The 23,825-nt window shown below is 71.6% G+C and carries 15 protein-coding genes, 1 tRNA gene and 1 pseudogene; 5 read left to right on the top strand and 12 right to left on the bottom strand.

Features of this window, described 5'->3' with window-relative positions; all coding sequences use genetic code 11:
- The first annotated feature begins 18 nt into the window (after window positions 1-18).
- Together H566_RS0102210 and H566_RS22440 are read left to right on the top strand one after the other, a co-directional pair.
- A complete protein-coding gene (locus H566_RS0102210; protein WP_028310138.1) occupies window positions 19-900 on the top strand; it encodes a quinoprotein dehydrogenase-associated SoxYZ-like carrier in 882 nt (293 codons plus the stop codon).
- Between the two features lie 92 nt (window positions 901-992).
- The gene (locus tag H566_RS22440; protein WP_051377884.1) at window positions 993-2,081 is read left to right on the top strand and encodes an MBL fold metallo-hydrolase; all 1,089 of its coding nucleotides are present in this window, start codon (window positions 993-995) and stop codon (window positions 2,079-2,081) included.
- 22 nt (window positions 2,082-2,103) lie between these two features.
- Here H566_RS22440 and H566_RS0102200 read toward each other — a convergent pair.
- Window positions 2,104-2,180 (bottom strand) — tRNA-Met (locus tag H566_RS0102200).
- Window positions 2,181-2,586: 406 nt separating this feature from the next.
- Window positions 2,587-3,693 (bottom strand): annotated as a pseudogene (locus tag H566_RS29320) (THUMP domain-containing class I SAM-dependent RNA methyltransferase); the annotation flags it as partial.
- On the opposite strand from H566_RS29320, the gene H566_RS29315 reads away from it, so the two are divergent.
- A complete protein-coding gene (locus H566_RS29315; RefSeq protein ID WP_169732481.1) occupies window positions 3,613-5,550 on the top strand; it encodes a hypothetical protein in 1,938 nt (645 codons plus the stop codon). The pseudogene H566_RS29320 and the gene H566_RS29315 sit on opposite strands and share 81 nt — an antisense overlap.
- On the opposite strand, the gene H566_RS0102190 is transcribed toward H566_RS29315, so the two are convergent.
- From H566_RS0102190 to H566_RS0102180, 3 genes are read right to left on the bottom strand one after another with little or no spacing between them, the layout of a single operon-like run.
- A complete protein-coding gene (locus tag H566_RS0102190) occupies window positions 5,537-5,977 on the bottom strand; it encodes a CopD family protein (RefSeq protein ID WP_028310137.1) in 441 nt (146 codons plus the stop codon). The genes H566_RS29315 and H566_RS0102190 overlap by 14 nt on opposite strands.
- A 41-nt stretch (window positions 5,978-6,018) precedes the next feature.
- Window positions 6,019-7,686, bottom strand: coding sequence for an ArnT family glycosyltransferase (locus H566_RS22430; RefSeq protein ID WP_051377881.1), 1,668 nt, complete (start codon window positions 7,684-7,686; stop codon window positions 6,019-6,021).
- A gap of 5 nt (window positions 7,687-7,691) precedes the next feature.
- Window positions 7,692-8,975 carry a glutamate-5-semialdehyde dehydrogenase gene (locus tag H566_RS0102180; RefSeq protein WP_034410308.1) on the bottom strand — a complete coding sequence of 428 codons (1,284 nt, stop codon included), beginning with the start codon at window positions 8,973-8,975 and terminating at the stop codon, window positions 7,692-7,694.
- 148 nt (window positions 8,976-9,123) lie between these two features.
- Here H566_RS0102180 and H566_RS0102175 point away from each other — a divergent pair, with 148 nt between their 5' ends.
- Together H566_RS0102175 and H566_RS22425 are read left to right on the top strand one after the other, a co-directional pair.
- On the top strand, window positions 9,124-10,890 hold the full coding sequence (locus H566_RS0102175; protein WP_084544668.1) for a bifunctional aminoglycoside phosphotransferase/ATP-binding protein: 1,767 nt from the start codon (window positions 9,124-9,126) through the stop codon (window positions 10,888-10,890).
- A 94-nt stretch (window positions 10,891-10,984) separates the two neighbouring features.
- On the top strand, window positions 10,985-12,013 hold the full coding sequence (locus tag H566_RS22425) for a glycoside hydrolase family 16 protein (protein WP_051377879.1): 1,029 nt from the start codon (window positions 10,985-10,987) through the stop codon (window positions 12,011-12,013).
- Between the two features lie 56 nt (window positions 12,014-12,069).
- On the opposite strand, the gene holA is transcribed toward H566_RS22425, so the two are convergent.
- The 7 genes from holA to H566_RS0102135 all read right to left on the bottom strand — a co-directional run bounded on the left by holA (window position 12,070) and on the right by H566_RS0102135 (window position 23,773).
- Window positions 12,070-13,332 carry a DNA polymerase III subunit delta gene (holA, locus tag H566_RS22420; protein ID WP_156924269.1) on the bottom strand — a complete coding sequence of 421 codons (1,263 nt, stop codon included), beginning with the start codon at window positions 13,330-13,332 and terminating at the stop codon, window positions 12,070-12,072.
- A 76-nt stretch (window positions 13,333-13,408) separates the two neighbouring features.
- Window positions 13,409-14,128, bottom strand: a complete 720-nt coding sequence (locus tag H566_RS22415; protein WP_051377877.1) for an SDR family NAD(P)-dependent oxidoreductase — start codon at window positions 14,126-14,128, stop codon at window positions 13,409-13,411.
- A gap of 106 nt (window positions 14,129-14,234) precedes the next feature.
- Complete coding sequence (locus tag H566_RS0102155) at window positions 14,235-14,819, bottom strand: LPS-assembly lipoprotein LptE (RefSeq protein WP_245591264.1); 585 nt, start codon at window positions 14,817-14,819, stop codon at window positions 14,235-14,237.
- Between the two features lie 13 nt (window positions 14,820-14,832).
- Window positions 14,833-17,544, bottom strand: coding sequence for a leucine--tRNA ligase (gene leuS / locus H566_RS0102150; RefSeq protein WP_028310133.1), 2,712 nt, complete (start codon window positions 17,542-17,544; stop codon window positions 14,833-14,835).
- A 284-nt stretch (window positions 17,545-17,828) separates the two neighbouring features.
- Window positions 17,829-20,453, bottom strand: coding sequence for a chemotaxis protein CheW (locus H566_RS0102145; protein ID WP_028310132.1), 2,625 nt, complete (start codon window positions 20,451-20,453; stop codon window positions 17,829-17,831).
- Between the two features lie 99 nt (window positions 20,454-20,552).
- Window positions 20,553-23,015 (bottom strand): GspE/PulE family protein, encoded by a 2,463-nt coding sequence (locus H566_RS0102140; RefSeq protein ID WP_084544667.1) that lies wholly within the window; start codon window positions 23,013-23,015, stop codon window positions 20,553-20,555.
- Between the two features lie 143 nt (window positions 23,016-23,158).
- Complete coding sequence (locus tag H566_RS0102135) at window positions 23,159-23,773, bottom strand: response regulator (protein WP_028310130.1); 615 nt, start codon at window positions 23,771-23,773, stop codon at window positions 23,159-23,161.
- Window positions 23,774-23,825 lie beyond the last annotated feature (52 nt).

The raw sequence follows: 23,825 nt of genomic DNA, 5'->3' as shown, positions 1-23,825 counted from the left end.
GATCCTGGGGAGACGACGATGGGCAACCAAGCGGATTCAGGCAAGGACAGGGGGCGGAAGCTGCGGCGGCGGCTCATCGGCGCGGGGCTGATCGGCGTGCCGCTCGGCGCACTGCTGCTGCCGCGTCGCGCGCGGGCGCGGGAGGCGAGCGATCCGTCGCCGGCCTGGGAGCGGCTGCGCGTCGCGCTGTTCGGCGACCGGCCGATCCGCGTCGATGACGGCAGCCTGCTCCGGCTCGACGCGCCGGGGCGTGCCGAGGACGCGGCCATCGTGCCGATCGGCGTCGAGGCTGCCGAGCCGAGGTCGGCCGCGCAGGCCGTGCGGCGGCTCGTGCTCGTGGTCGACAACAATCCGGCGCCGCTCGCGGGCAGCTTCGAGTTCGGTCCGGCGAGCGGGCAGGCGGCGATCGAGACCCGGCTGCGCGTCGAGGAATACAGCCATGCGCGCGCGATCGCCGAGCTGGCCGATGGTTCGCTCGTGATGGCATCGCGCTTCGTCAAGGCCTCGGGCGGCTGCTCGGCACCGGCGGCCAAGGACCGCGAACGGCTGCTGGCCAACGTCGGCCGCATCCGGTTGCGCGTGCCGACGCCGCTGCGCCTGGGCGAGCCCAATCCGGCCCAGCTCATGATCGGTCATCCGAACGATTCCGGCCTCGCGATGGATCAGCTCACGCGGCTCTATGCCTCGCCGTGGTATGTGCGCGAGCTGACGATCGAGTACGCAAGCCGGCTCGTCCTGCGCGGCGAGACGAGCTTCGCGATCAGCGAGAACCCGAATTTCAGATTCAGGTTCAGGCCCGAGGGGGATGGTGATCTGGTCGCGCGTGTCGAGGACACGAAGGATGCGGTCTTCGATACCCGCCTCGCGGTCCGGGGCGGGCAGCCTCAGGTGGCGGGATGAAGGACGCGGCGCGCCGGTGGGCGGGCAGGGCCTTTCTCAGCCGCGGGGTCGCAGCCGGTTGCCGTGGCGCGTATGCCGCGTTCCGGCGCGACATGGGCGCTGGTGCGCCGCTCGCGGCGGCGGTCCTGCTGCTGGCGGGGTGCGCGGGTTTCGCATCGGTGGGCGGCGTGGGCGTCGGCATCGGCGCGCCGCGCGAATGCCGGGCCGATGGTCGCTTCGGCTGGGGCGCGACCGAGCCTTGCCCCTTCGACACACCGGCTTTCGCGCCCGCGCCGGTCGAGCTGCGCGCCGAGCCGGTAGCGGCTGGCGTCTGGGTGCTGCGCGGAATCGATGGCGAGGCGACTGCGGCCAATCGCGGCTGGGTCGCCAACATCGGCGTGATCGTCGGGCCGTCGGGCGTGGTGCTGGTGGATACCGGCACGTCCCGCGCCCAGGTCGAGGCGGCGCTGGCGGCGGTGGCACGGCTCAGCCCGCTGCCGGTGGTGATGGCGGTGGTCACGCATCAGGCGCCGGAATTCGTGTTCGGCGCCGGCGCCTTGCGCGAGCGCGGCATCCCGCTGGTCACCCACGCGCGGGCGGCGGAGCTGATCGGCCAGCGCTGCGAAACCTGCCTGAACAAGCTGCGTGACGCGCTCGGCATGCGCGAGATGAGCGACACCGAGGTGACGGTGCCCGAACGCACGATCGCCGGTGACGCGACGATCACGGTGGGCGGACGCGAGATCGAGCTGATCGATCTCTCGCAGTCGCGCGGCACCGGCGACATTGCCGTGCTCGACCGCGCGACCGGGGTGCTGTTCGCGGCCGGGCTGGCGTCGGCGGGACGCCTGCCTGAATTGCGCGACGGCGAGATCGACGGCTGGCTCGCGGCGCTAGGCCGTCTTGGCGCGCGGCAGCCGCCGGTCGTGGTGCCGGGCTTCGGTCCGCCGGGCGGCGTCGAGCGCCTGACCGATACCGCGCGTTATCTGACCGGACTGGATTCGGCGGTGCGCGCCGCGCTCGCGCTCGACACGAGTCTCGTGCAGGCGATGAATGGCGCGGTGACCGTGAGCGGTTTCGAGTCCTGGGCCGGACAGACGACGATCGGCGCGCAGAACCTGCAAAAGCGCTGGATGGCGTTGGAGGCGGCCGCGGCGGATGGGCCGGAACCGGCGTCGCAAAAGAAAAACCCCGACCGGTGAGGATCGGGGTTTTCGGAAAACCTGGTGGTGAAAGAGGGACTCGAACCCTCGACCTCAGCATTATGAGTGCTGCGCTCTAACCGGCTGAGCTACTTCACCAACATGTCCGCGAGGTCACGCGGAAAGCACAAGATTATGCGTACTGTCTGGTGACCTGTCAACGTTGGTCGTGCGCTTCGGGGCCGGCGGGCGTCGGATCGGACTCGGCATCCGCGTCGGCGCCGGCCGGTGGTGTGCCTGCGTCGGCATCGACGTCGGCCGGCGATTGCGGCACTTCGGGGTCGGTCGTCGGGGCAATCGTCGGGTCCGTCTCATGGTCGGCCGCCTCGGTCGCGGGCGGCGCGGCGGTCGCTTCGTCGGCGTTGTCCTCGACGCTCAAGTCGCCTTCGACGACCACGCTCTCGACGGTAACGTCATCTTCGGCGGCGCTGTCCTCGACATCGGCGTCATCCTCGACGAGCCGGTTGCCGAGCGCCTTGGCTTCTTCCGCGTCGAAGTCGGCGCCCGAGTTGGCGTGGATCTCGAAGATGTGCAGCTTGCAGGCAAGCGCGCCGTTGAACAGCGCAATGCTGCGCGAAGGCTTGAGCCGCAGCTTGCCGACGATGTTGGGGTCGCTCGACAGGATGGCGACGCGCCAGCCGGTGAAGCGCTCCTTGAGCGCGCGGCCGAATTCCTCGAAGAACTCGCGGTCGTCCCCGTCTTCCTGCTCCACCGGGCGGCCGCGCACGTGGATGCGCTCGCCGTAGGGCGGGTTGCAGAGGATGAGGCCGGGCTCGGCGGTGGGCGGTTCGGCCTGGCGGGCGTCGATCTGGCGCCATTCGATCTCGACACCGGCGCGTTCGGCGTTGGCCTTGGCGGCGGGCAGGGCGGCGATGGAGATGTCGCCGCCGAAGATGCGCGCGTCGGCTTCGTCGTTGATGCGCGCGCGCGCATCTGCGAGCAGCGCATCCCAGACCTTGCCGTCGAAGCCGGCGAGGTGGCGGAAGGCGAATTCGCGCTCCAGGCCCGGCGCTCGACCGAAGGCGATGTGCGCGGCCTCGACCGGAATGGTGCCGCTGCCGCAGAACGGGTCGAGCAGCGGCTTGTCGGCCGTCCAGCCGGCCAGCGCGATGAGGCCGGCGGCGAGGTTCTCGCGCAGCGGGGCGGCCACCTTGTCGAGGCGCCAGCCGCGCTTGAACAGCGCTTCGCCGCTGGTGTCGAGATAGAAGGTGGCGTCGCGCTCGTCGCAGAAGACGTTGATGCGCACGTCGGGCGTCGAGGTGTCGATGCTCGGGCGTTCGCCGGTCTCGTCGCGGAAGCGGTCGCAGATCGCGTCCTTGATGCGCAGCGTGGTGAATTCGAGGCTGCGCAGCGGCGAGCGCTGGGCGACGAGTTCGACCTTGATCGTGCATTCGGGGCTGAACCAGGCGGCCCAGTCGATGCCGGCGGCGATGGCGTTGAGGTCGTGCTCGTCGCGGTAGGGCGCGTCGTGGATCGCGCGCAGCACGCGGCTGGCGATGCGCGATTCGAGGTTGACGCGCATGCCGAGGCGGTGGTCGCCGGTGAACTTCACGCCGCCGGGGACGATGGCCACGTCGCCAGCGCCGATGGCGACGAGTTCGTCGCGCAGCACGGGTTCGAGGCCGCGCGGGCAGGGCGAGAACCAGCGCGCGATGCCTTCGGCCAGACCGGCTGGCGCGGGCTTGGGCGCGGGCGCCGGACGGGCGCCGGCGGGGCGTTCGTTGCGCTCGAAGCGGGGGCGGTCGCCGCCTTCGCGGTTGTAGCGCGGGCGATCGCTGTCACGGTCGAAACGGGGGCGGTCGTCGCGCTCGAAGCGCGGACGGTCGCCACGGTCCTGGAACGGGCGGTCGCCGCGCTCGTGGAAGGGCTTGCGGTCGCCGCCGTCGCGTTCGCCGCGTTCGCGGAAGCCACCCTCGCGGCGCTCGCCGAAACCGCCGCCTTCGCGGCCACGGAAGCCGCCTTCGTCACGACCACGGAAGGGCGGACGGTCGCCGCCTTCACGGTTGAACGGCGGGCGGTCGCCACCCTCGCGGTTGAAGCGCGGACGATCACCGCCCTCACGGTCAAAGCGCGGGCGGTCGCCACCTTCACGATCGAAACGCGGACGGTCGCCGCGCTCCTGGAACGGATGATCGCCGCGCTCGTGGAAGGGCTTGCGGTCGCCGCCGTCGCGTTCGCGGAAACCGCCTTCGCGGCGCTCGCCGAAACCGCCGCCTTCGCGGCCACGGAAGCCGCCTTCGTCACGGCCACGGAAGGGCGGGCGGTCACCGCCTTCGCGTTTGAACGGCGGGCGATCTCCGCCCTCGCGGTTGAAGCGCGGACGCTCGCCGTCGCGCTCGAAGCGGGGCCGGTCGCCGCCTTCGCGATCGAAACGCGGACGGTCGCCACGCTCCTGGAACGGACGATCGCCGCGCTCGCGGAAACTGCCTTCGCGACGCTCGCCGAAAGGCTTGCGGTCACCGAAATCGCGCTCGCCGCGCTCGCGGAACGGGCGGTCCTCGCGGTTGCCGCCTTCGCGGAAACCACCCTCGCGGCGCTCGCCAAAGCCGCTCCCCTCGCGGCGTTCGCGGAAGCCGCCTTCCTCGCGGCCACGGAAGGGCGGACGGTCGCCGCCTTCACGGTTGAACGGGGGGCGATCGCCGCCCTCGCGATTGAACGGCGGCCGATCGCCACCCTCGCGGTTGAAGCGCGGACGATCACCGCCGTCACGCTCGAAACGCGGGCGGTCGCCACGTTCGCGATCGAAGCGCGGGCGATCGCCGCGCTCGTGGAAGCCGCCTTCGCGACGCTCGCCGAAGGGCTTGCGGTCACCGAAATCGCGCTCGCCACGCTCGCGGAACGGACGGTCTTCGCGCGCACCACCTTCGCGGCGCTCGCCGAAGCCGCCGCCTTCACGACGCTCGCGGAAGCCGCCTTCCTCCCGGCCACGGAAGGGCGGACGGTCGCCGCCTTCGCGGTTGAACGGCGGCCGATCACCGCCTTCGCGGTTGAAGCGCGGCCGATCCCCACCTTCACGATCGAAGCGCGGCCGATCCCCGCCCTCGCGATCGAAACGCGGCCGGTCGCCACGCGGCGCGAAGCTGCCCTCGCGCCGCTCGCCGTAAGGCTTGCGATCGCCAAAGTCACGCTCGCCGCGTTCGCGGAAACCACCTTCGCGGCGCTCGCCCGAGCCGCTGCCTTCACGGCCACGGTAGCCACCCGCGTCACGGTTGCGATAGCCGCCGTCGGCGCGGTCGCGCGGCGCGCTGTCGTCACGCGCCGGACGTTCGTCGCGCGGCGGGCGGGGCGGGCTGGCTTCGCGGGCGCGTTCGAGCGCCTTGCGCGCGCGCGGGCCGCTGCGCGTGCCGGTGTCCCAGGAATCGTCCTTGCGCTCGGGGCGCGACAGGGTGGGGCGCGACGGCTTGTTGTCGTCGTCGCGGGAATCGTTGTCTTGATCGGCCATGGCAGGCTCGCTTTCAGAACGGCTTGAAGATCACGAGCGCGACGGCACCGATGAGGATGGGCAGCGCGGGGATTTCGTTGAGCCAGCGGTAGAACACATGGCCATGGCGGTTGCGGCCATGGCGGAAATCGATCATCAGCTTGCCGAGGTACACATGCACGGCAACGAGGATCAGCACGAGGCTGGCCTTCGCGTGAATCCAGCCATTGCCGGGCAGCTTCCACATCGGATAGCCCAGCCACATCACGAGCCCGAGCGCGATGGCGATCACCGCGGCCGGGGTCATGATGCCCCAGTAGAGCTTGCGCTCCTGGGTCTGAAGACGCTCGATCCCGACCGGGTCGGAAGCGAGCGAGTGATAGACGAAAAGCCGGGGCAGGTAGAACAGCCCCGCGTACCAGCTGACGACGAAGACGATGTGGAAGGTCTTGATCCAGAGATAGGCGGTGTCCATGCGCGCGTCCGGCGACGAAAACCCGCCAGTCTAGCCGCAGCTCACCGCCCGCGATGCCGGAACAGCGCGTAATGCCGGTAACTGCCGATCAGCTCGATGCGGTCGCCGAAGCGCGCCGCCAGCTCGGGCGCGATGGCCGGCCCCTTCGGATCGTCATGGCTGAAGGCCAGATAGACCGTGTCCGGCCCGTCGGCCAGCGCCAGGCCTTCGTCGTCACCCACGGCGCGCGCCGTCGCCCGCGAATAGAACTTGGCTGAATGCGGCAGCCCGTCGCGCACGAACACCAGCTCGCCCGGCGCCGCCACCGAGGCCGCGCGCCAGTCGGCCACCAGCCGCGCGACCGAGCGGCCGTCAGCGTACTTCGGCGCCCAGCCCCAGAAGCCGACCGCGAACACGAGCGGCAGCACCATCGCCATCCGTCGCAGCGCCGGCGCGAACCGGTCTTGCCCCGCGAACCACGGCGCCAGCAGCAGCGCGAGCGGCGGCAGCGCCGGCAGCGAATAGGTCCAGATCAGGTTGCCCGACATCGTGAAGAAGGCCTGGGCGCAGACGGCACCGAGCACGAGATAGAACAGCTCGTCGCCCGACCACGGCACCGGTTGGCGATCGGCGTTGTTGCCCGACAGCCCGCGCAGCCAGCGCGCGCCGCCGATCAGCCCGAGCACGATCGCCGCCTCGGCCCAGGGCGCCGCGCCCGCGAGCCAGTCGATCCAGATCTGCCCGTGCGGCTCGGTGTGGGCGTTGCCATAGCGGTCGCCAGTCCAGCCCGGCTCGGTGAAGCGCTTGTAGTGCTCGCCGATGAAGAAGTATTCCCAGTAGCCCGGCGTGCGGATCTCGGCCGCGATGTACCAGGGCGCGCAGATGAGCGCCGCGAGCAGCGTGCCGCGAACCCAAGGCAGGCCGCGCCACAGGTCGATCCAGCGGTTGCGCAGCAGCGTCCAGGCAAAGATCGGCATGCCGGCGTACACCAGCGCCACCGGCCCCTTGGCCAGCATGCCCAGCCCCGCCGCAACGAAGAAACCCCAGCGCCACACCGGCGCGGCCGGCGCGTCGCCGCGCGCGCGGGCCACCACGGCGAAGCGGTATGCCGCGAGCAGCCAGGTGGTGCAGAACAGCAGCGAGGCCTCGGTCATGATCGCGCCCGCGCTCACGAAGGCGAGCGGCATGGTCGAGAGCAGGAAGACGGCGGCCAGCCCGGTCGCGCGGCCGAGCGCCGTGTGCGCGGCGGCGGCGGCATGACGGCCGGCGGCGTCATAGCCGAGGCCCGGCGCGGACGGCCGGTAGGCGGGCGGCGGCACGAGCGCGCGGCCCCAGGCGAACACCATCGCGCAGGCGCCGGCGAAGAACAGCAGCGACGGCAGCCTCACCGCGAATTCATTGACGCCGAAGATCGCCATCGACGCCGCGCCGGCCCAGGCGTAGAGCGGCGGCTTGGCCCAGAACGGCACGCCGGGGTCGTTCTGCGGCGTGATCCAGTCGCCGGTGGCGAGCATCAGCCGGGCGACCTCGCCGTAACGCGCCTCGGTCGTGTCGTACAGGACGTAGGCGCCCAGCGTGAACAGCCGGATCAGCCCGAGCGCGATGACGAGCCCGAGCAGCCAGCGCGCCGCGCGCTGCTGTGGCGAGGCGCCGGCGGGCAAGGCGGGCGATGACAGCGGCGCCGGCGCATCGGCGGGGCCGTGGCCGTGCCGGCCGGCGTCGCGGTTCACCGCGCTCAGACGCGCACCTGACCGCTGCCGAGCACCACGTACTTGAGCGACGTGAGCCCGTCGAGGCCGACCGGCCCGCGCGCATGCAGCTTGTTGGTGCTGATGCCGATCTCGGCGCCCAGCCCGTACTCGAAGCCGTCGGCGAAACGCGTGCTGGCATTGACCATCACCGACGACGAATCCACCTCGCGCAGGAAGCGCATCGCCTTCGAGTAGTTCTCGGTGACGATCGCCTCGGTGTGCTGCGAGCTGTAGGCGTTGATGTGGTCCATCGCCGCGTCCACGTCGGCCACCAGCCTGATGGAGAGGATCGGCGCGAGGTATTCGGTGCGCCAGTCTTCCTCGGTCGCGTCGACGAGGCCGCTGAAGCCGGCTGCCTCCAGCACCGCGCGGGTGTCGGCGCAGACGCGCAGCTCGACGCCCTTGCTTTCGTAGATGCGGCACAGCGGCGGCAGCACGGCGGGCGCGATCGCGGCGTTGACCAGCAGCGTCTCCATCGTGTTGCAGGGCGCGTAGCGCTGGGTCTTGGCGTTGTCGGCGATGCGCACCGCCTTGTCGAGATCGGCCTCGTCGTCGATGTAGACGTGGCAGATGCCGTCGAGATGCTTGATGACCGGCACCGTCGCCTCGCGCGCGATGCGCTCGATCAGGCCCTTGCCGCCGCGCGGGACGATCACGTCGATGTACTCGGGCATGGTGATCATCGCGCCGACGGCGGCGCGGTCGGTGGTCTCGATCACCTGCACGCCGTCTTCGGGCAGGCCGGCGGCGGCGAGGCCGTCGCGCACGAGCTTCGCCAGCGCGGTGTTGCAGCGGATGGCCTCCGAGCCGCCGCGCAGCACGGTGGCGTTGCCGCTCTTGATGCACAGGCCGGCGGCATCGACGGTCACGTTCGGGCGGGCTTCGTAAATGATGCCGATGACGCCCAGGGGCACGCGCATCTGGCCGACCTGGATGCCGCTCGGGCGGAAGCGCAGGTTGCTGATCTCGCCGATCGGGTCGGCAAGCGAGGCGATCTGTTCCAGGCCCTCGGCCATGGTGTCGATGGCCTTGTCGCTCAGCACGAGGCGTTCGACGAGGGCCGGCGCGAGGCCGGCGGCGCGGGCGGCCTCGACGTCGGCGTCGTTGGCGGCCTTCAGTTCGGCGCGCTGGGCGCGGATGGCGGCGGCGATGTGCAGCAGCGCGGCGTTCTTGCGCGCGGTGTCGGCGCGGGCCATGAGGCGGCTCGCGGCGCGCGCGGCGGCGCCGATCTGGCGCAGGGTGGTGACGATGTCGGTCTTGCTGTCCATGGCGGGCCTGCGGGCATGGCGGGGAAACCCCGGATGTTAGTCGAGTCGCGCGGCGCGGCTTGGGCTGCATCAAGCCGGCGCGCGCGGCGGCGATGCCGGGCGGCGCGATGGGCGCGAGCATCGGGACGAGGCATTCGCGGAGCACGACATGGATGACAACGAATCGAGCGGGACCGCCGGCCCCGGCCATCGCCCGCCTGGCGCGGCCCTGCCGGCATCGGCTGGCGCGCCGGCCATCGACACTCCGTCGGCCGCCGATGCCGGGCGGATCGCCGACGAACTGCCCGCCGACCTCGCCTGCCTGCCGCCGCACATCGTCGCCTTTGCCGCCGAACTTGCGCGCCGCCACGGACTGCCGCCGCGCCTGCTCGAAACCCACATATCGTGGCTGCTGCTCGACGGCGACTGCGCCTGGAAGCTCAAGAAGCCGCTGCGCCTGCCCTTCCTCGACGCGAGCACGCCGGCGCTGCGCGAACGGCTTTGCGCCGAGGAGCTGAGGCTCAACCGCCGGTTCGCGCCCGCGCTCTATCTCGGCGTGCGGCCGCTGCGCGACGCGGGCGGCGCGGTCGTCGATCACGCGGTGCGGCTGCGCCAGTTCCCGGCCGGCGCACTGGGCGGCGAACTGCTCATGGCCGGGCGGCTCGACGGCGCGCTCATCGACGGCCTTGCCGTCACGCTCGCCGACTTCCACCGCGATGCCGCGCCCGCCAGCGCGCCAGCCGACGCGCCGCGGGTGGCGGCGCTCGCGCTGCTCGATCAGCTCGCGGCAGCGGAAGCCGCGGCGGCGGAAGCGGGCACCACCGCGGCAGCGAAGGCGGCAGACGCGAATCCGGCCGGACACGACGACAGGGACGGCGACCGCCTCGCCGCCCTGCGCGCCTGGCTCATCCGCGAGGCTGCCCGGCTCGCGCCGCTGTGGATTCGCCGTCGCGCGGAAGGCCGCCTGCGCGACTGCCACGGCGATCTGCACCTCGCCAACCTCGTGCTGCTCGATGGTCGTCTGCTGCCCTTCGACTGCATCGAATTCGATCCGGCGCTACGCGCGCTCGACCCGATCGCCGACCTCGCCTTCCCGGTCATGGACCTGATCGCGCGCGGCCGCGCCGACCTCGGCTGGCGGCTGCTCGACGGCTGGCTCGCGCGCGGCGGCGATTTCGCGGGCGTCGCGGCGCTGCGCTTCCATCTCGTCGAGCGCGCGCTGGTGCGGGCACTGGTCGCGCGGCTCACGCCCGGTGGCGGCGGGCCGGACTACCTCGCGCTGGCCGAGGCGTTGACGCGGGCGGCCGCCGGACCGATGGCGGGCGCCGCCGTGGCGAGCGCGGCCGCCACTCCCGCATTCGCCTTGCCCGCCGACGCGCGCCTGCTCGTCACCCACGGCCTGTCGGGCAGCGGCAAGAGCCGACTCGCGCTGCAACTCGTCGAGCGCACAGGCGCGATCCGGCTGCGCTCGGATGTCGAGCGCAAGCGGCTGTTCGGCCTCGCGGCCGACGCCCGCTCGCAGGCCAGCGCGGCGCTCGCGGCGGCCGGCGGCATCTACACGCCCGATGCCACGCGCGCCACCTTCGACCGGCTCGGCGCGCTCGCGGGCGGTCTGCTCGACGCCGGCTGGCCGGTCGTCATCGATGCCGCCTGCCTGCGCCGCGCCGAGCGCGACGCCTTCCGCGCGATTGCCGTCGCGCGCGGCCTGCCGTCGCTCATCCTCGATTGCGACGCCGATCCGGCCGTGCTGCGCGAGCGCATCGCCATGCGCGCCGCCGCCGGCGGCGACCCGTCCGAAGCCGACGCCGCCGTGCTCGCGCGCCAGCAGGCGACGCGCGAACCGCTCGGCGCCGACGAAGCCGCCCGCGCGATCCGCGTCGACACTGGCGCGCCGGTCGACGCCGACGCGATCGCGCGCGTCTGGCTCGCAGCCTGACGGTCGGCGCCGTGCCGCATTGCCTTGGCGCGCCGTGCCAGGCGCGGCAAGGTCGCCGCTCCTCCACGCCGGTCGCCATGCACGACCCTCCGCCATGTGTCTCGCCCCCTTCTGCGCCGCGTCGCCGCGCGCCGCCCTCGGACGCGCGCTTGCGTTCGCCGGCGCCTGGCTCGCCCTCGTGCTCGCAGCCTGTTCCGACCTCGGCCCGCGCCCGGCGTCCGTTCCCACCCGCATCGCCGAGCGCATCGAGCTGGCCATTCCCGTCGGCGCCGCGCCGGTCGGCCGCTGCGGCCAGGTCGAGACCGGTGCCGTCACCGCGCCGCTCGCGCTCGACCTCAGCTTCCGCGACGACTTCGACCGTCTCGTCCTCGGCGACGCCGGCTGGCTGCCCCATTTCGACCTCGGCCGCGATCCGGTCACCGGCGGCTGGCGCGGCGCCGACCAGCCGCGCAACCGCACGCTGCCCGGCAACCGCGAGCAGCAGGTCTATGCCGACCCCGGATTCACCGCCGGCACCGGCGCGCCGCTCGTTCTCGACCCCTTCCGCGTCGAGAACGGCGTGCTGTCGATCGTGGCCGAGCGTCTGCCCGCGCGCGTGGCGACGGCGCTGCCCGGCTTCGACTACAGCTCGGGCCTGCTCAGCTCCCGCGCAAGCTTCGTGCAGCGCTACGGCTACTTCGAGATGCGCGCGCGCATCCCGGCCGGCAAGGCGCTCTGGCCCGCGTTCTGGATGCTGTCGGCCGAGCGCGTCTGGCCACCGGAAATCGACATCCTCGAAGTCGTGGGCCAGCAACCCGAACTCATGGTGACGACCGCGCATTGGAGCCTGCCCGAGGGCAGGCGCGGCCACGGTGGCTGCCGCACGCGGCTGCCCGATGCGTGGAACGGCTTCCACCTGTTCGGCGCGTTGTGGACGCCGGAGCGCATCGTCTGGTTCATCGACCGCCGGCCGGTCGCGCAGATCGCCACGCCCGCCGGCTTCGACCGGCCGATGTATCTGCTGCTCAACCTCGCGGTCGGCGGCAGCATGGTCGGCCGCGCCGATGCCGACACGCCAGTGCCGGCGCGCTACGACATCGACTGGGTGGCGGCGTGGAAGCTGCCGGAGCCGGCGGCGCGCTGAACGGTGGCGGCCGAACGAGTTGACCGGCGGACCCGGCCGTCGGCGCGCCTGTCGGATCAGCGTCCGGGCCGCCCGGGCGGCCGACGCAACGCGGCCAGTGCCGCCGCCGCGTTCGCGCCCCGGTCGGCGCCGGGCCGCTCGCGGCCGGTCGTCGCGCCGCCGGAGCCGCTGCCGGAGCCGCTGCCGGGCGCGCCGGTTCCGGCGCGCCCGGGCTGGCCATCGCCGTGCACGCCCGCACCGGTTCCGCCACCCGCCTTCGCGCCGCCGGTGTTCATGAGCCCGAGCCCAAGGGCGAGCAGGTCTGCCCACACGTCGCCCGTCAGCCCTTCCTCGGCGGCCACCTGCGGCAGCCCCTTGGCGATCTTGTCGAGCGCGGCGCACTTGCGCACCGCGTCGCCGATCGTGGCCTTGTCGAGCCGCGCCACCGCCTTCGGCAGCAGCTTCTCGCGCACGCCCCAGATGCGCAGTTCCTTCATCGCCACGCCCACCGGCCGGCCGGCGTCCATCGCCGTGCGCAGACGCCAGAGCGTGCGCAGGTCCTCGGCCACGGCCCAGAGCACGAGCGGCAGCGCCGCGCCTTCGCCTTCGAGGCCGGCCAGCATGCGCGCATAGCGCGGCGCGTCGGCGCCGAGCAGCGCCTCGCTCAGCTTGAACACGTCGTAGCGCGCGACGTTGAGCACCGCGTCCTTTACCGCCTCGGTGTCGAGCCGGCCTTCGGGATGCAGCAGGCCGAGCTTGAGGATTTCCTGGTGCGCCGCGAGCAGGTTGCCCTCGACCCGATCGGCGATGAATTGCAGCGCCTCGGGCGTCGTGGTCTGGCCCTGGCCCGCGAGCCGCTGCGCGATCCATTGCGGCAGGGCGGGGCGCTCGACCGGCTCGATCTGGAGCACGCGGCCGGCGTTCAGCAGCGCGCCGAACCATTTGGTGTCACGCATCTCGCGGTCGGCGCGCGGCAGGGTAATGACCGTGAGCAGCGAATCGTCGTCATCGCGCAGACCGGCTGCAAAGGCTTGCAGCACCTGGCCGCCGTCCTTGCCCGGCTTGCCCGAGGGTATGCGCAGTTCGACGAGCTTGCGGTCGGCGAACAGCGACAGGCTGCTGCTTGCATTCGTGAAGCCGCTCCAGTCGAAGCGCGGCCCGACGGTCGTCACCTCGCGCTCGCTGTAGCCGCAGCGGCGAGCGGCGGCGCGGATCGCATCCACCGCCTCGATCTGCAACAGCGGCTCGCCGCTCGCCACCACGTACAGCGGCGCGAGCCGGCCCGCCTTGGCGGACTGGGCGAGATGGCCGGGGAGATCGTCGAGACGGAGAAGAGGCATGTCGGAAGCGGGTTCGGTGCGTCAGCGTGACGGTGCTGGCGGGTGTGTGGTGTGGCGTGCGGCCGGCAGGCGCCGGTCAGCGGTGCGTGGCGGTGTCGATGCGGCCGCCGCCCTCGGTCACGCGGGCCAGCTCGCCGAGGATGATCACGGCGACCGTCTCGGGCGCGCGCAGCATGCCGGCGGCCTGGAGGCCGTGAAAACGCTCGACCGCCGGAAAGTCGTCGATGCCGGTCGCGCGGATCGCCGCCTGCATCTCGGTGTCCATCACGCCCGGATCGACGTTCACCGCCAGCACCGGATGCGCCTCGCCCGCCTGCTCCAGCGCGATCGAGCGGACGTGGTTCTCCAGCCCCGCCTTGGCCGCGCAGTACAGCGACCAGCCCGCATAGCCCTTGAGCGCCGCGCCCGACGAGATGTTGGCCAGCAGCTTGCGCGCCGCATGGCGCTGGAAGTGCTTCACGAACAGCGCCGCGAACAGCACCGGCGCCTTGAGATTGAGATCGAGATTGCCGAGCACCTCGGCCGGCGGCTTGCGCGCCGTCGGGCCGATCGGCGCGAGCGTCGCGGCGTTGAGCACCGCGAGCACCTCGTCCCAGTCGCGCGCGGCCAGCTCGGCCAGCTTCGCGTCCAGCACCGGCCCGCTCGCTGCGAGGGCACCGAGATCGACCTTGACCGAGCAGGCATGCGGGGCCGCGCGCGAGAACTCGACCACCTCCCAGCCCTCGGCCTGCAATTGCGCGACGAAGGCGGCGCCCAGTCCGCGCGAGCCGCCAGTGATGAGTGCGAGTCTGGCCATCGTTAGCTCCTGGTGCCCGATCGGGCGTGACGAGATGACGGTCGGGCGCCGGCGCGCCCGGACCCGGCCGGAGGCTCGCGGCGCGCCGGCCGCGAGCCCGGCCCGATCAGCGCTTGATGAGCGCCAGCCGGCGCACGATCTGCTGCGCCATGTCGGTCTGCATGTCGCGGTACAGGAAGGCTTCCTGGCTTTCCTGGGCGAGGATCTGGTCCTCGATGTTGGTCGTGTCGCGCTTGAGCGTCAGCTCCGACACCGGCACGAAGTCGCGGCCCTTGCCGTCGCTCACGCGATAGCTGGCCGAGTAGTAGAGCCGGTATTCGCGGGCCCGGCCGGCCGCGTTGTACGACACGATCTCGCGCCGCCGGTTCTCGCCGAGGAGGTCGAGGCGCGCCTCGGCCTGACCCGGCTCGTTCACGATCGTCACGTTGCTGCCGTGCACGAGGTTGCGCCGCAGTTCCGCGCCGAGCGCCGAGCCGTCGGGCACCGCGAGGTAGAGCGTGCCGAAGGGCAGCTCGGCCGTGCCGCGCCGGCGGAAGCCGCAGCCCGACAGCGCCGCCGCCAGTCCGAGCGCCGCGCCGCCGAGCAGCGCGCGCCGGCGGGCGTCGGGCAGCGCCGCCGAGTCGCGTGCCGGCACCACCGCGCCATCGCGCGCGCCTGCAAGCGTTTGCAGACCGTCGTCTTGCGGGAACACCGGCGCGCCCACGTCAGACCACCACGTTCACGAGCTTGCCCGGCACCACGATGAGCTTCTTCACCGGCTTGCCCTCCATGAACTTCTGGACGTTCTCGTCGGCGAGCGCGGCGGCCTCGATCGCGGCCTTGTCGGCGCCGGCCGGCACGGCGATGCTGCCGCGCAGCTTGCCGTTCACCTGCACGACCAGCGTGATCTCGTCCTGCACCAGCGCGGCCTCGTCCACCTGCGGCCAGGGCGCGTCGATGAGGTCGCCGTGGATCGCCATGTAGCCCAGCTCGCTCCACAGCGCATGACCGATGTGCGGGCAGGCCGGGTAGAGGATGCGCACCAGCACGCCGAAGCCCTCGGTGATGACCGCGGCGCGCGCGCCGTCGGCCTCGGCCTCGTCGGCGGCGGCCGTCGCGGCGGCTTCGAGCGTGTTGAGCAGCTTCATCGCCGCCGAGACGACGGTGTTGTACTGCATGCGCTCGTAGTCGAACGTGGCCTGGCGCGTGATGAGGTGGACCTCGCGGCGCACCGCCTTGAGCGGCTTGGTCAGCTCGGCCGGGATGTCGAACACCGCCTTGCCGTGCACATGCGCATGCGCGAAGGCCCAGACGCGGCGCAGGAAGCGGTTCGCGCCTTCCACGCCGGCGTCGTTCCATTCCAGCGTCTGCTCGGGCGGCGCCGCGAACATCGTGAACAGCCGCGCCGTGTCGGCGCCGTACTGGTCGATGAGCGCCTGCGGATCGACGCCGTTGTTCTTGCTCTTGGACATCGTGCCGATGCCCTGGTAGTCGATGGGCGTGCCGGCCGGCAGATCGCCCACGGCCACCTTGAGCTTCGCGCCGGTGATCTTGCCGCCCGCGTCCACCACGTTCTCGACGTCATGCGGCCAGAAGTATTCGATGCCGCCCTTGTCGGTGCGGCGCGAGTAGATGTGGTTGAGCACCATCCCCTGCGTCAGCAGCTTCGTGAAGGGCTCGCTCACCTTCGTCAGGCCGAGGTCGCGCATCACCTTGGTCCAGAAGCGCGCGTACAGCAGGTGGAGGATCGCGTGCTCGATGCCGCCGATGTACTGGTCCATCGGCATCCAGTAGTCGGTGCGGCCGTCCACCATCGCGGCGTCGTAGCCGGGCGCGTCATTCGCCAGCGTGTAGCGCATGAAGTACCAGGAGCTGTCGACGAAGGTGTCCATCGTGTCGGTCTCGCGGCGCGCGGGCTTGCCGCACTTGGGGCACGAGCACTTGAGGAAGGCTTCGTTCTTCGCCAGCGGATTGCCGCTGCCGTCGGGGATGCAGTCTTCCGGCAGCACGACGGGCAGGTCGCTCTCGGGCACGGGCACCGGGCCGCAGTCGTCGCAATGGATGATGGGGATGGGCGTGCCCCAGTAGCGCTGGCGGCTGATGCCCCAGTCGCGCAGGCGGAAGGTGGTCTTCTTGTCGCCGAGGTCCTTGAGCAGCAGCGTGGTCGCGACCGAATCGACGGCCTGCTTGTAGCCCAGACCATTGAAGGCGCCGCTGTTGACGGTGACGCCGCGCTGCTTGTCGCCGTACCACTCCTGCCAGGCGTCGAGGCTGAAGCTTTCGCCTTCGACGGCGATCACCTGCCTGATCTCGATGCCGTACTTCCTGGCGAAGGCGAAGTCGCGTTCGTCATGCGCGGGCACGCCCATGACGGCGCCGTCGCCGTAGCTCATGAGCACGTAGTTGCCGACCCACACGGGCACCTGGGCGCCGGTGATCGGGTGCGTGACCGTCAGGCCGGTCGGGCGGCCTTCCTTTTCCTTGAGCGCGAGTTCGGCCTCGGTCGTGCCGCCCTTCTTGCATTCCTCGATGAAGGCGGCCAGCTCGGCATTGCCGGCGGCGGCGTGCACCGCGAGCGGATGCTCGGGCGCGACGGCGCAGAAGGTCACGCCCATGATCGTGTCGGCGCGCGTCGTGAAGACGTAGAGCTTGCCGTCCTGGATCTTCTCGCCGTCGGCGCCGGTGATTTCGTGCGGGAAGGCGAAGCGCACGCCCTCGCTCTTGCCGATCCAGTTCTCCTGCATCAGGCGCACGCGCTCGGGCCAGCCCTTGAGGTAGTTCGGGTCTTCGGGGTTGGCGACCGCGCCGAGCAGCTCGTCGGCGTACTTGACGATGTTGAGGTAGTAGCCGGGGATCTCGCGCTTTTCCACCAGCGCGCCCGAGCGCCAGCCCCGGCCGTCCACCACCTGCTCGTTGGCGAGCACGGTCTGGTCCACCGGGTCCCAGTTCACCACTTGCGTGCGGCGCTCGCAGATGCCGGCTTCCAGCATCTTGAGGAAGAACCACTGGTTCCAGCGGTAGTAGGCAGGCTGGCAGGTGGCCAGTTCGCGCGACCAGTCGATCGCGAGGCCCATCGCCTGCATCTGCTTCTTCATGTAGGCGATGTTGTCGTAGGTCCACTGCGCGGGCGGGACCTTGTTCTTCATCGCCGCGTTCTCGGCCGGCAGGCCGAAGGCGTCCCAGCCCATCGGCATCAGGACGTTGTGCCCGTTCATGCGCAGGTAGCGCGCGAGCATGTCGTTGATCGTGTAGTTGCGCACATGGCCCATGTGCAGCTTGCCCGACGGGTAGGGAAGCATCGAGCACGCGTAGAACTTGCCCTTGGTGAAGCGGGCGTCGTTCTCGTTCACGCGATAGACCGAGGTGGCGGGGTCATCGGCGCGCCAGTGGGCACGGGCGGCGGCTTCGATGTCGGCGGGGGAGTACTTGTCTTGCATGGTCTCGGGGCGGCGCGGCCGGCGGTTGCGCGAAACCGCGCAGTATAGGCGAGCGCCCCGGCAAAGCATGATTGTTCATGCTTATAAACGAATTGGCGGGGATGGCGGGTAGTTTGACGGCATCACGGAGCGCCACCCGCCCGGCCCGATCCGCGTTCGCAGCCTCGGTCCGCCGCAAGCCGGCGTGGCATGACTCGTCCGGGCGCGACGCGGCTCCCGGCATGGCCCGGCGCAACCCGGCGTGATTCGAGGCGATCTGGCGTGACGCCGCTTCCGGCGCCGCCTCAGAACGTGAACTCGTCCGCCGTCGGCTCGCCCATCGGATCGGTCGCGTCGATGAGGCCCATCTCCTCCAGCAGCTCGAGGCTCGGCAGCGCGTCGCCGGCCTGGATCTTCTGCGCGTCCACGATGGCCACGAGCGGCCCGCCCGAGGCATCGCCGCGCGCCGTCACCATGCCCGCGAGCCAGGGCGTGTTGCGCGCGAACTCGGGCGCAGGCTTGACGCGCGACGGCGCCACCGAAGCCACCGTCATCAGCCGGTCGACGCGCAGTCCCAGCTCGCGCGCGCCCTGGCGGACCACGACGATGGTGATCTCGCCCGTGTCGTCGCCGCAGTCGTGGCCGAGCCGGAAGTCGATCACCGGCACCAGTCGCGTGCCCTCGACCGAGTGGTGCTCGACCAGCCCCGCGAGCTGGCGCGCGCCCGGCATCGGCACGATGCGCGGCGGCCGGATCGCCTCGACGATGTCGCCCACCGGGATGCCGAGCACCAGCTCGCCGCTGCGGAACAGGCCCAGGCGAAGCGCCTCGTCGTCGCCGCCGCCGAGCGTGTCGTAGCGGACTTCCTCGGGCGTGGTCTGGCGTACCGGCAGCGGTTGCAGCACGAGGCTGAGCATCGGCTCGTGATAGCCGTCGCTGCGCTTGAACTCGCGGTAGCCGCCCGAGCTGGCCACGCCCGCGAGATAGCGCGCGCCGTCCAGCACCACGAGCTGCATGTTCGACTCGCCCGGGCCGGGCGCCGTCAACTGCGCATGCTCGGCAAACACCTCGCCCTGCGCCCAGCGCTCGTCCGACGAGCCGATCACCAGGCCGTCGGGCCGGATGAGCAGGGCGATCATGTCCTGGAGCGGCGGGATGGCGCCGGCCGACATCGCGCCGAACTCGGCCTTCGAGTCGAAGGCCAGCACCACGCTGCCAAGGTTGCGCCGCGTGACCGGATCGCGCACCTGGGCTAGGTAGAGATAGGTCGGCTCGCCGTCGCACAGCGGCGTCGGCTCGAAGGCCGAGACCGCGTAATCCTGCGAGGTGGCGAGCGCGGCGTTGGCGCGCACCAGTTCCTCGGGCAGGCGCCAGTCGGGCGGCAGTGCGTCGGCCGGGCGCGAGACCGCGAGCACGCGGCCCTCGGTGTCGCACAGCGCGACGCGGCGGTACACGGTGTAGAGCGCGTTGAGCCGGCCGAGCACGGCGGTGGCGCGTTCGGCGGCGGCGGTGTCGTGCGGGTCGGCGCGCAGCGCGGCGAGCGTCTCGGCCAGCGCGCCGTTCAGCGCCCACCAGCGACAGTCGTTGGCGCGCTCGTACAGGTTGCGGTCGACGATGTTGATCGTCACCACGGCGCGCGCGCGCAGCTGCTCGCGGCGGCCGTCGGCCACCAGCGCGCACAGGCGCCGGATGCCCTCGGCAAAGATGCGCGTGGTGCGCCGGCCGGCCTCGCCGATCTGGTCGAGCACGGCGCTGGCCGAGCCGGTCGTGTCATTGCTGCCGCGCGCCTGTTCGAGCTTGCCGTTCCAGATCACATGCTCCAGGCCGCGCTCGATGGCGGTGGCCTGCTCGATGGTGCCGATCAGGCTCGCGTCGCTGCGCATGATCGCGTCGAGCATGGCCTCGTGGTCGGACTCGGCCAGCGCGGCGCCCGTGCCGGCGCGGAAGGCCACCTCCAGCCGTGTGAGGCCCACGGCGCGCCAGGGCAGCCCCATGTAGCCCTGGTAGCCGCGCGTCTCGCGGTTGCTGGCGAGGTATTCGGTATCGCGGTGGAGGATGACGGGATAGTGCGGCTCGGGCAGTTCGAGCGGCTCGCCCACGCCGAGCACGTCGGGCCGGTTGCTGGCGATGGCCACGCCGTGCTCGTCCACCAGCGCGACGATCGCGTGGCGGTTGCCGTCGTCGATCTCGTCGAAGATCGCCCGCATCTCGGTCTCGAAGCCGAAGCTCAGCGCCACGCAGCCGACGGTGCGGCCGTCGTGCCCCTCGACCCGGTGCGCGTACACCAGCACATGCCGACCCTCGGCCACGAGCGGGTCGAAGCCGTGGAACTGCGCGAAGCCCGGCCGCGCCATCGCCTCGGTGAACCAGGGCGCGTCGGCGAGCGCGTCGGGCGCGGCGCAGGGCAGGTCTTCCAGCCGGCAGAGCACGCGGCCGGCGGTGTCGAGCAGCAGGATCTCGTCGTACACCGTGTACTTGGCGCGGTATTCGTCGAGCCGGGCGCGCAGCACGGCGGCGTCATGCTCGTCGGGCGCGCTGGCGAACTCGACCAGCACCGGATCGGTGGCGATGAAGCCCACGTCCGCCGTGCGCTCGTACAGGCTGCGCACCAGCACGTCGATCGTCACCTGGGCGCGCGCGATGAGGTCGTTGTGCTTGTTGGCCAGATGCACGTCGATCACGCGGTCGAGCAGCTTGTGCTGGAGCGCGCCGAACTGCTCGCGCGTCGCCACCAGCGTCGAAAGGAAACGCGCCGCCGCCACCGGACAGACCATGCGCGCGGTCGATTCGACCAGATCCCAGCGCAGCTGCAACTCGTGCAGCTCGCGTTCGAGCTGCTGCACATGGCGCATCGACGGCAGCGCCGCCTCGATGAGGGCGCTGCGGCCGCTGGCCTGATCGTGTTCGCGCGAGGCGGGGCGTACTCGCATGACTGGACTCCGTGGGATGTTGATGTTGTTGGCGGTGTCGGAGGTGGGCGCCACTTGTTGTGCCGGCCCCTGCGGGCCGGGGCGGGGCGCTCCATCGGGTCAGAGATTGCTGGCGGCGCGCACCTCGTGCATGTCGGTCACGCCCATGAGCGCCTTCTGGATGCCGTCCTGGCGCAGCGTGCGCATGCCGGCGCCGACGCCCGCGTCGAGGATCTGCTCGACGCGCCCGCCGGTCTGGATCAGGCGCTTGACCGCGCGGTCGGCCACCAGCAGTTCGTGGATGCCGGCGCGGCCCTTGTAGCCGGTGCCGCCGCAATGCTTGCAGCCCGGCGCATGCCAGAGCTGGAGCCGGCCGCGCTCGTTGCCGAACATCGCGATGCCCTTCCTGAGCATCTCGTCGCGGCTCGGGCGCGCGGCCTCGGGAATCTGGGTGCTGTACTCGTCGAGCAGCGCATTGATCTCGTCGCCGTCGAGTTCATGCGGCTCGCGGCACTTCTCGCACAGCCGGCGCACGAGGCGCTGGGCCAGCACGCCGAGCAGGGCGTCGGCGAAGTTGAACGGATCGAGCCCCATGTCGAGCAGTCGCACCACCGATTCGGCGGCGCTGTTGGTGTGCAGCGTGCTGAGCACCAGGTGGCCGGTGAGCGAGGCCTCGACCGCGATGCGCGACGTCTCCTGATCGCGCATCTCGCCGATCATGATCACGTCGGGGTCGGCGCGCAGGAAGGCGCGCAGCGCGTCGGCGAAGGTCCAGCCGATCTTGGGATTGACCTGCACCTGGCGCAGCCCGGCCTGGGTGATTTCCACCGGGTCTTCGGCGGTCCAGATCTTCCGGTCGGGCGTGTTCATGTGGGCCAGACAGCTGTGCAGCGTCGTGGTCTTGCCCGAGCCGGTCGGGCCGCACACGAGAAACAGGCCGTAGGGCCGCTGGGCGATCTTCTCGATCTCGACGCGGTTGCGCTGGCTCAGGCCGAGCTTGGCGAGCGGCACCGGCTTGGACGAGGCCAGCAGCCGCATCACCACGTCCTCCAGCCCGTTGTTGGTCGGGATGGTGGCGACGCGCAGTTCCAGCTTGACCGGCGCGTGGCGTGAGAAATCGATCTTCCCGTCCTGCGGCTTGCGGCGCTCGGAGATGTCGAGCGAGGCCATGATCTTGATGCGCGCGATCACGGCCCGGCGGTAGGTGGCGGGCAGCTCCAGATAGGGCTGCATGTCGCCGTCCTTGCGAAAGCGGATGCGGGTCTTGGCCTTGCCCGGGTAGGTCTCGATGTGGATGTCGCTCACGCCCTGCTGATGGGCGTCGAGGATCATCGTGTTGACGAGGCGGGTGAGGGCGTTGTCGCTCTCGCTCACCTGCACGTCCTCGATCTCGATGCCGTCGGCCACGCCTTCGGCGGCGAGGCGCTCGGCCAGCGCGGTCACGTCGCCCGGCTCGTACTCGACCATGCCGCCGTGATCGTCGTCGCCCGGGTCGCGGTAGCCGCGCGCCAGCCCGGCGTCGAGCGCCTCGGGCGTGGCGAGCACCGTCACCACCTTGCGCTGGGTGCTGAACTTGAGCTCGTCGGCCACATGGCCGCGCGCCGGGTCGTCCACCGCCACCACGAGCAGTCCGTTGCGCTCGGCGATCGGCAGCGCGCGCAGCCGGCGCGCGACCGCGGCCGGCACCAGCAGGGCGGCGGCCGGGTCGAGCGGAAAGGCGTCGAGATCGACCGTCGGCATGCCGAGCTTGGTGCCGAGCGCGGCATTGAGCGTGTCCTCGTCCACCGCGCCGAGGTCGAGCAGGGCGCGGCCGAGCGGGCCGCCCTGCTGCTTCTGGCGCTTGAGCGCGGCGGCGAGATCGGTCTCGGTGATGCGGCCGTGCTCCAGCAGCAGGTCGCCGATGCGCATGACCGGCAGCGTCGACTGGCTGTCAATCTCGCGCCAGAGCTTGTCGGCCGAGGCAATGCGCAGGTTGATCGTGTGCTGGAGGCCCGGGACCGTGGCGGTCGGATCCTCGGTCGGCGCGTCGCGCGGCACGAGTCCGAGCCCGGCCGCCGCCGGAAAAGCCGCCGGGGCGGGAGTGCGTCCGGCGCCGGCCGCGTCTTCCCTGGCGAGCGCGAGCGGCGCGCGGCGCGGGTCGAGCTCCCAGCGCAGCACCGAGGCATGCGGGATGAAGCTGCGCATCAGGCCGTCGTCGCTGGCGATGTAGAGGAAGGCGCCGCCGGCCGTGTCCACCGTGGCGAACACCTGCCCCTGCTCGCTGGTGTCGTCGGTGTAGATGACGCGGTAGTCGCGCAGCGGCGGCAGATGGCGTCCGGGCTGCGCATGCAGCGGCGTGGTCAGCCGTACCGCGCGCAGCAGCGCCAGCTTCATCGCCAGCGGCTTGCCGAGCGCGTCCGGTTCGAACAGCAGCGTGTCGGCACCCGGCGCGAAGCGCACCAGTCGGCCTTCCACATGGCTGCCGCGCAGCATGTCGAGACGGCAGGCGCGGGGATCGCCCTCGGCCAGGCTGACGCCGGTAAGGCCGGGCCAGTCAAGCGTGTCGAGCCCGGCAAGCCGGTCGTTTGAATCGGGGGCACCCATGGCGTGATTCGGGGGCGAAAAAAGACTCGCCTATCTGAACCCGCGCCGGGTCGCGCCGATGCCGCGATAAGCGGCCCAAGCCCGTTTTTGATGCGGGTTTCCGGATTGCGCGACCCGCGCGGCTGCCGGCTGCGCCAGCCGCGCTACAGCCGGCGCAGCCGGGCCGAGATGCGCGCCTCGATGAAGCCGTGCAGCCGGTCCCAGGCGATCGGCTTGTAGAGCAGCAGCGCGTCCGCCGGCAGCCCGCCGCGCTCGGCGATGGCGCTGGCGTCCAGCCCGGTGATGACGACCAGATCGACCGCGTCGTACTCGCGCGCCGCGCGCAGCCGCCGCAGCATCGCGAAGCCGTCCATGTGCGGCATGACCAGATCGGTCACGAGCAGGTCGGGCTGCCATTGCGACAGCTTCATGAGCGCCTCGATGCCGTCGCCCACCGCGAGCAGATCGACGTCGAACTTCCACTGCGCGACCTTGCGCTCGAACAGCCGGCGCGTCGGCGCGTCGTCCTCCACCAGCAGGATGCGCATGCGCCCCGGCGCGCTGGCCGCGTTGCGCGCGCTGCGCTGGCGCCAGGCCGCGAGCGATTGCGCCGAGATGCGGCGATGCCCGCCGGCCGTCTTCCAGGCGGCCAGCTCGCCGCGGTCGACCATGAGCTTGACGCTGCCGATCGACAGCCCGAGCTGCTCGGCCGCCTCGGCCGTGGTGAAGAAACGCTCGCCGTCGTCGGCGGGCTGGTCGTTGGAATTGGAAGGCGTCATGCCCCGATTTTTTGCCAACCACTGCCGAGGCTCAAATCTTTTACGGCGCTTA

It is taken from the genome of Derxia gummosa DSM 723 (assembly GCF_000482785.1).
GTDB classification, from domain to species: Bacteria; Pseudomonadota; Gammaproteobacteria; order Burkholderiales; family Burkholderiaceae_E; genus Derxia; species Derxia gummosa.
The sequence above is the reverse complement of the archived record's forward strand: the minus strand, read 5'-3'. Positions and strand labels throughout refer to the sequence as shown.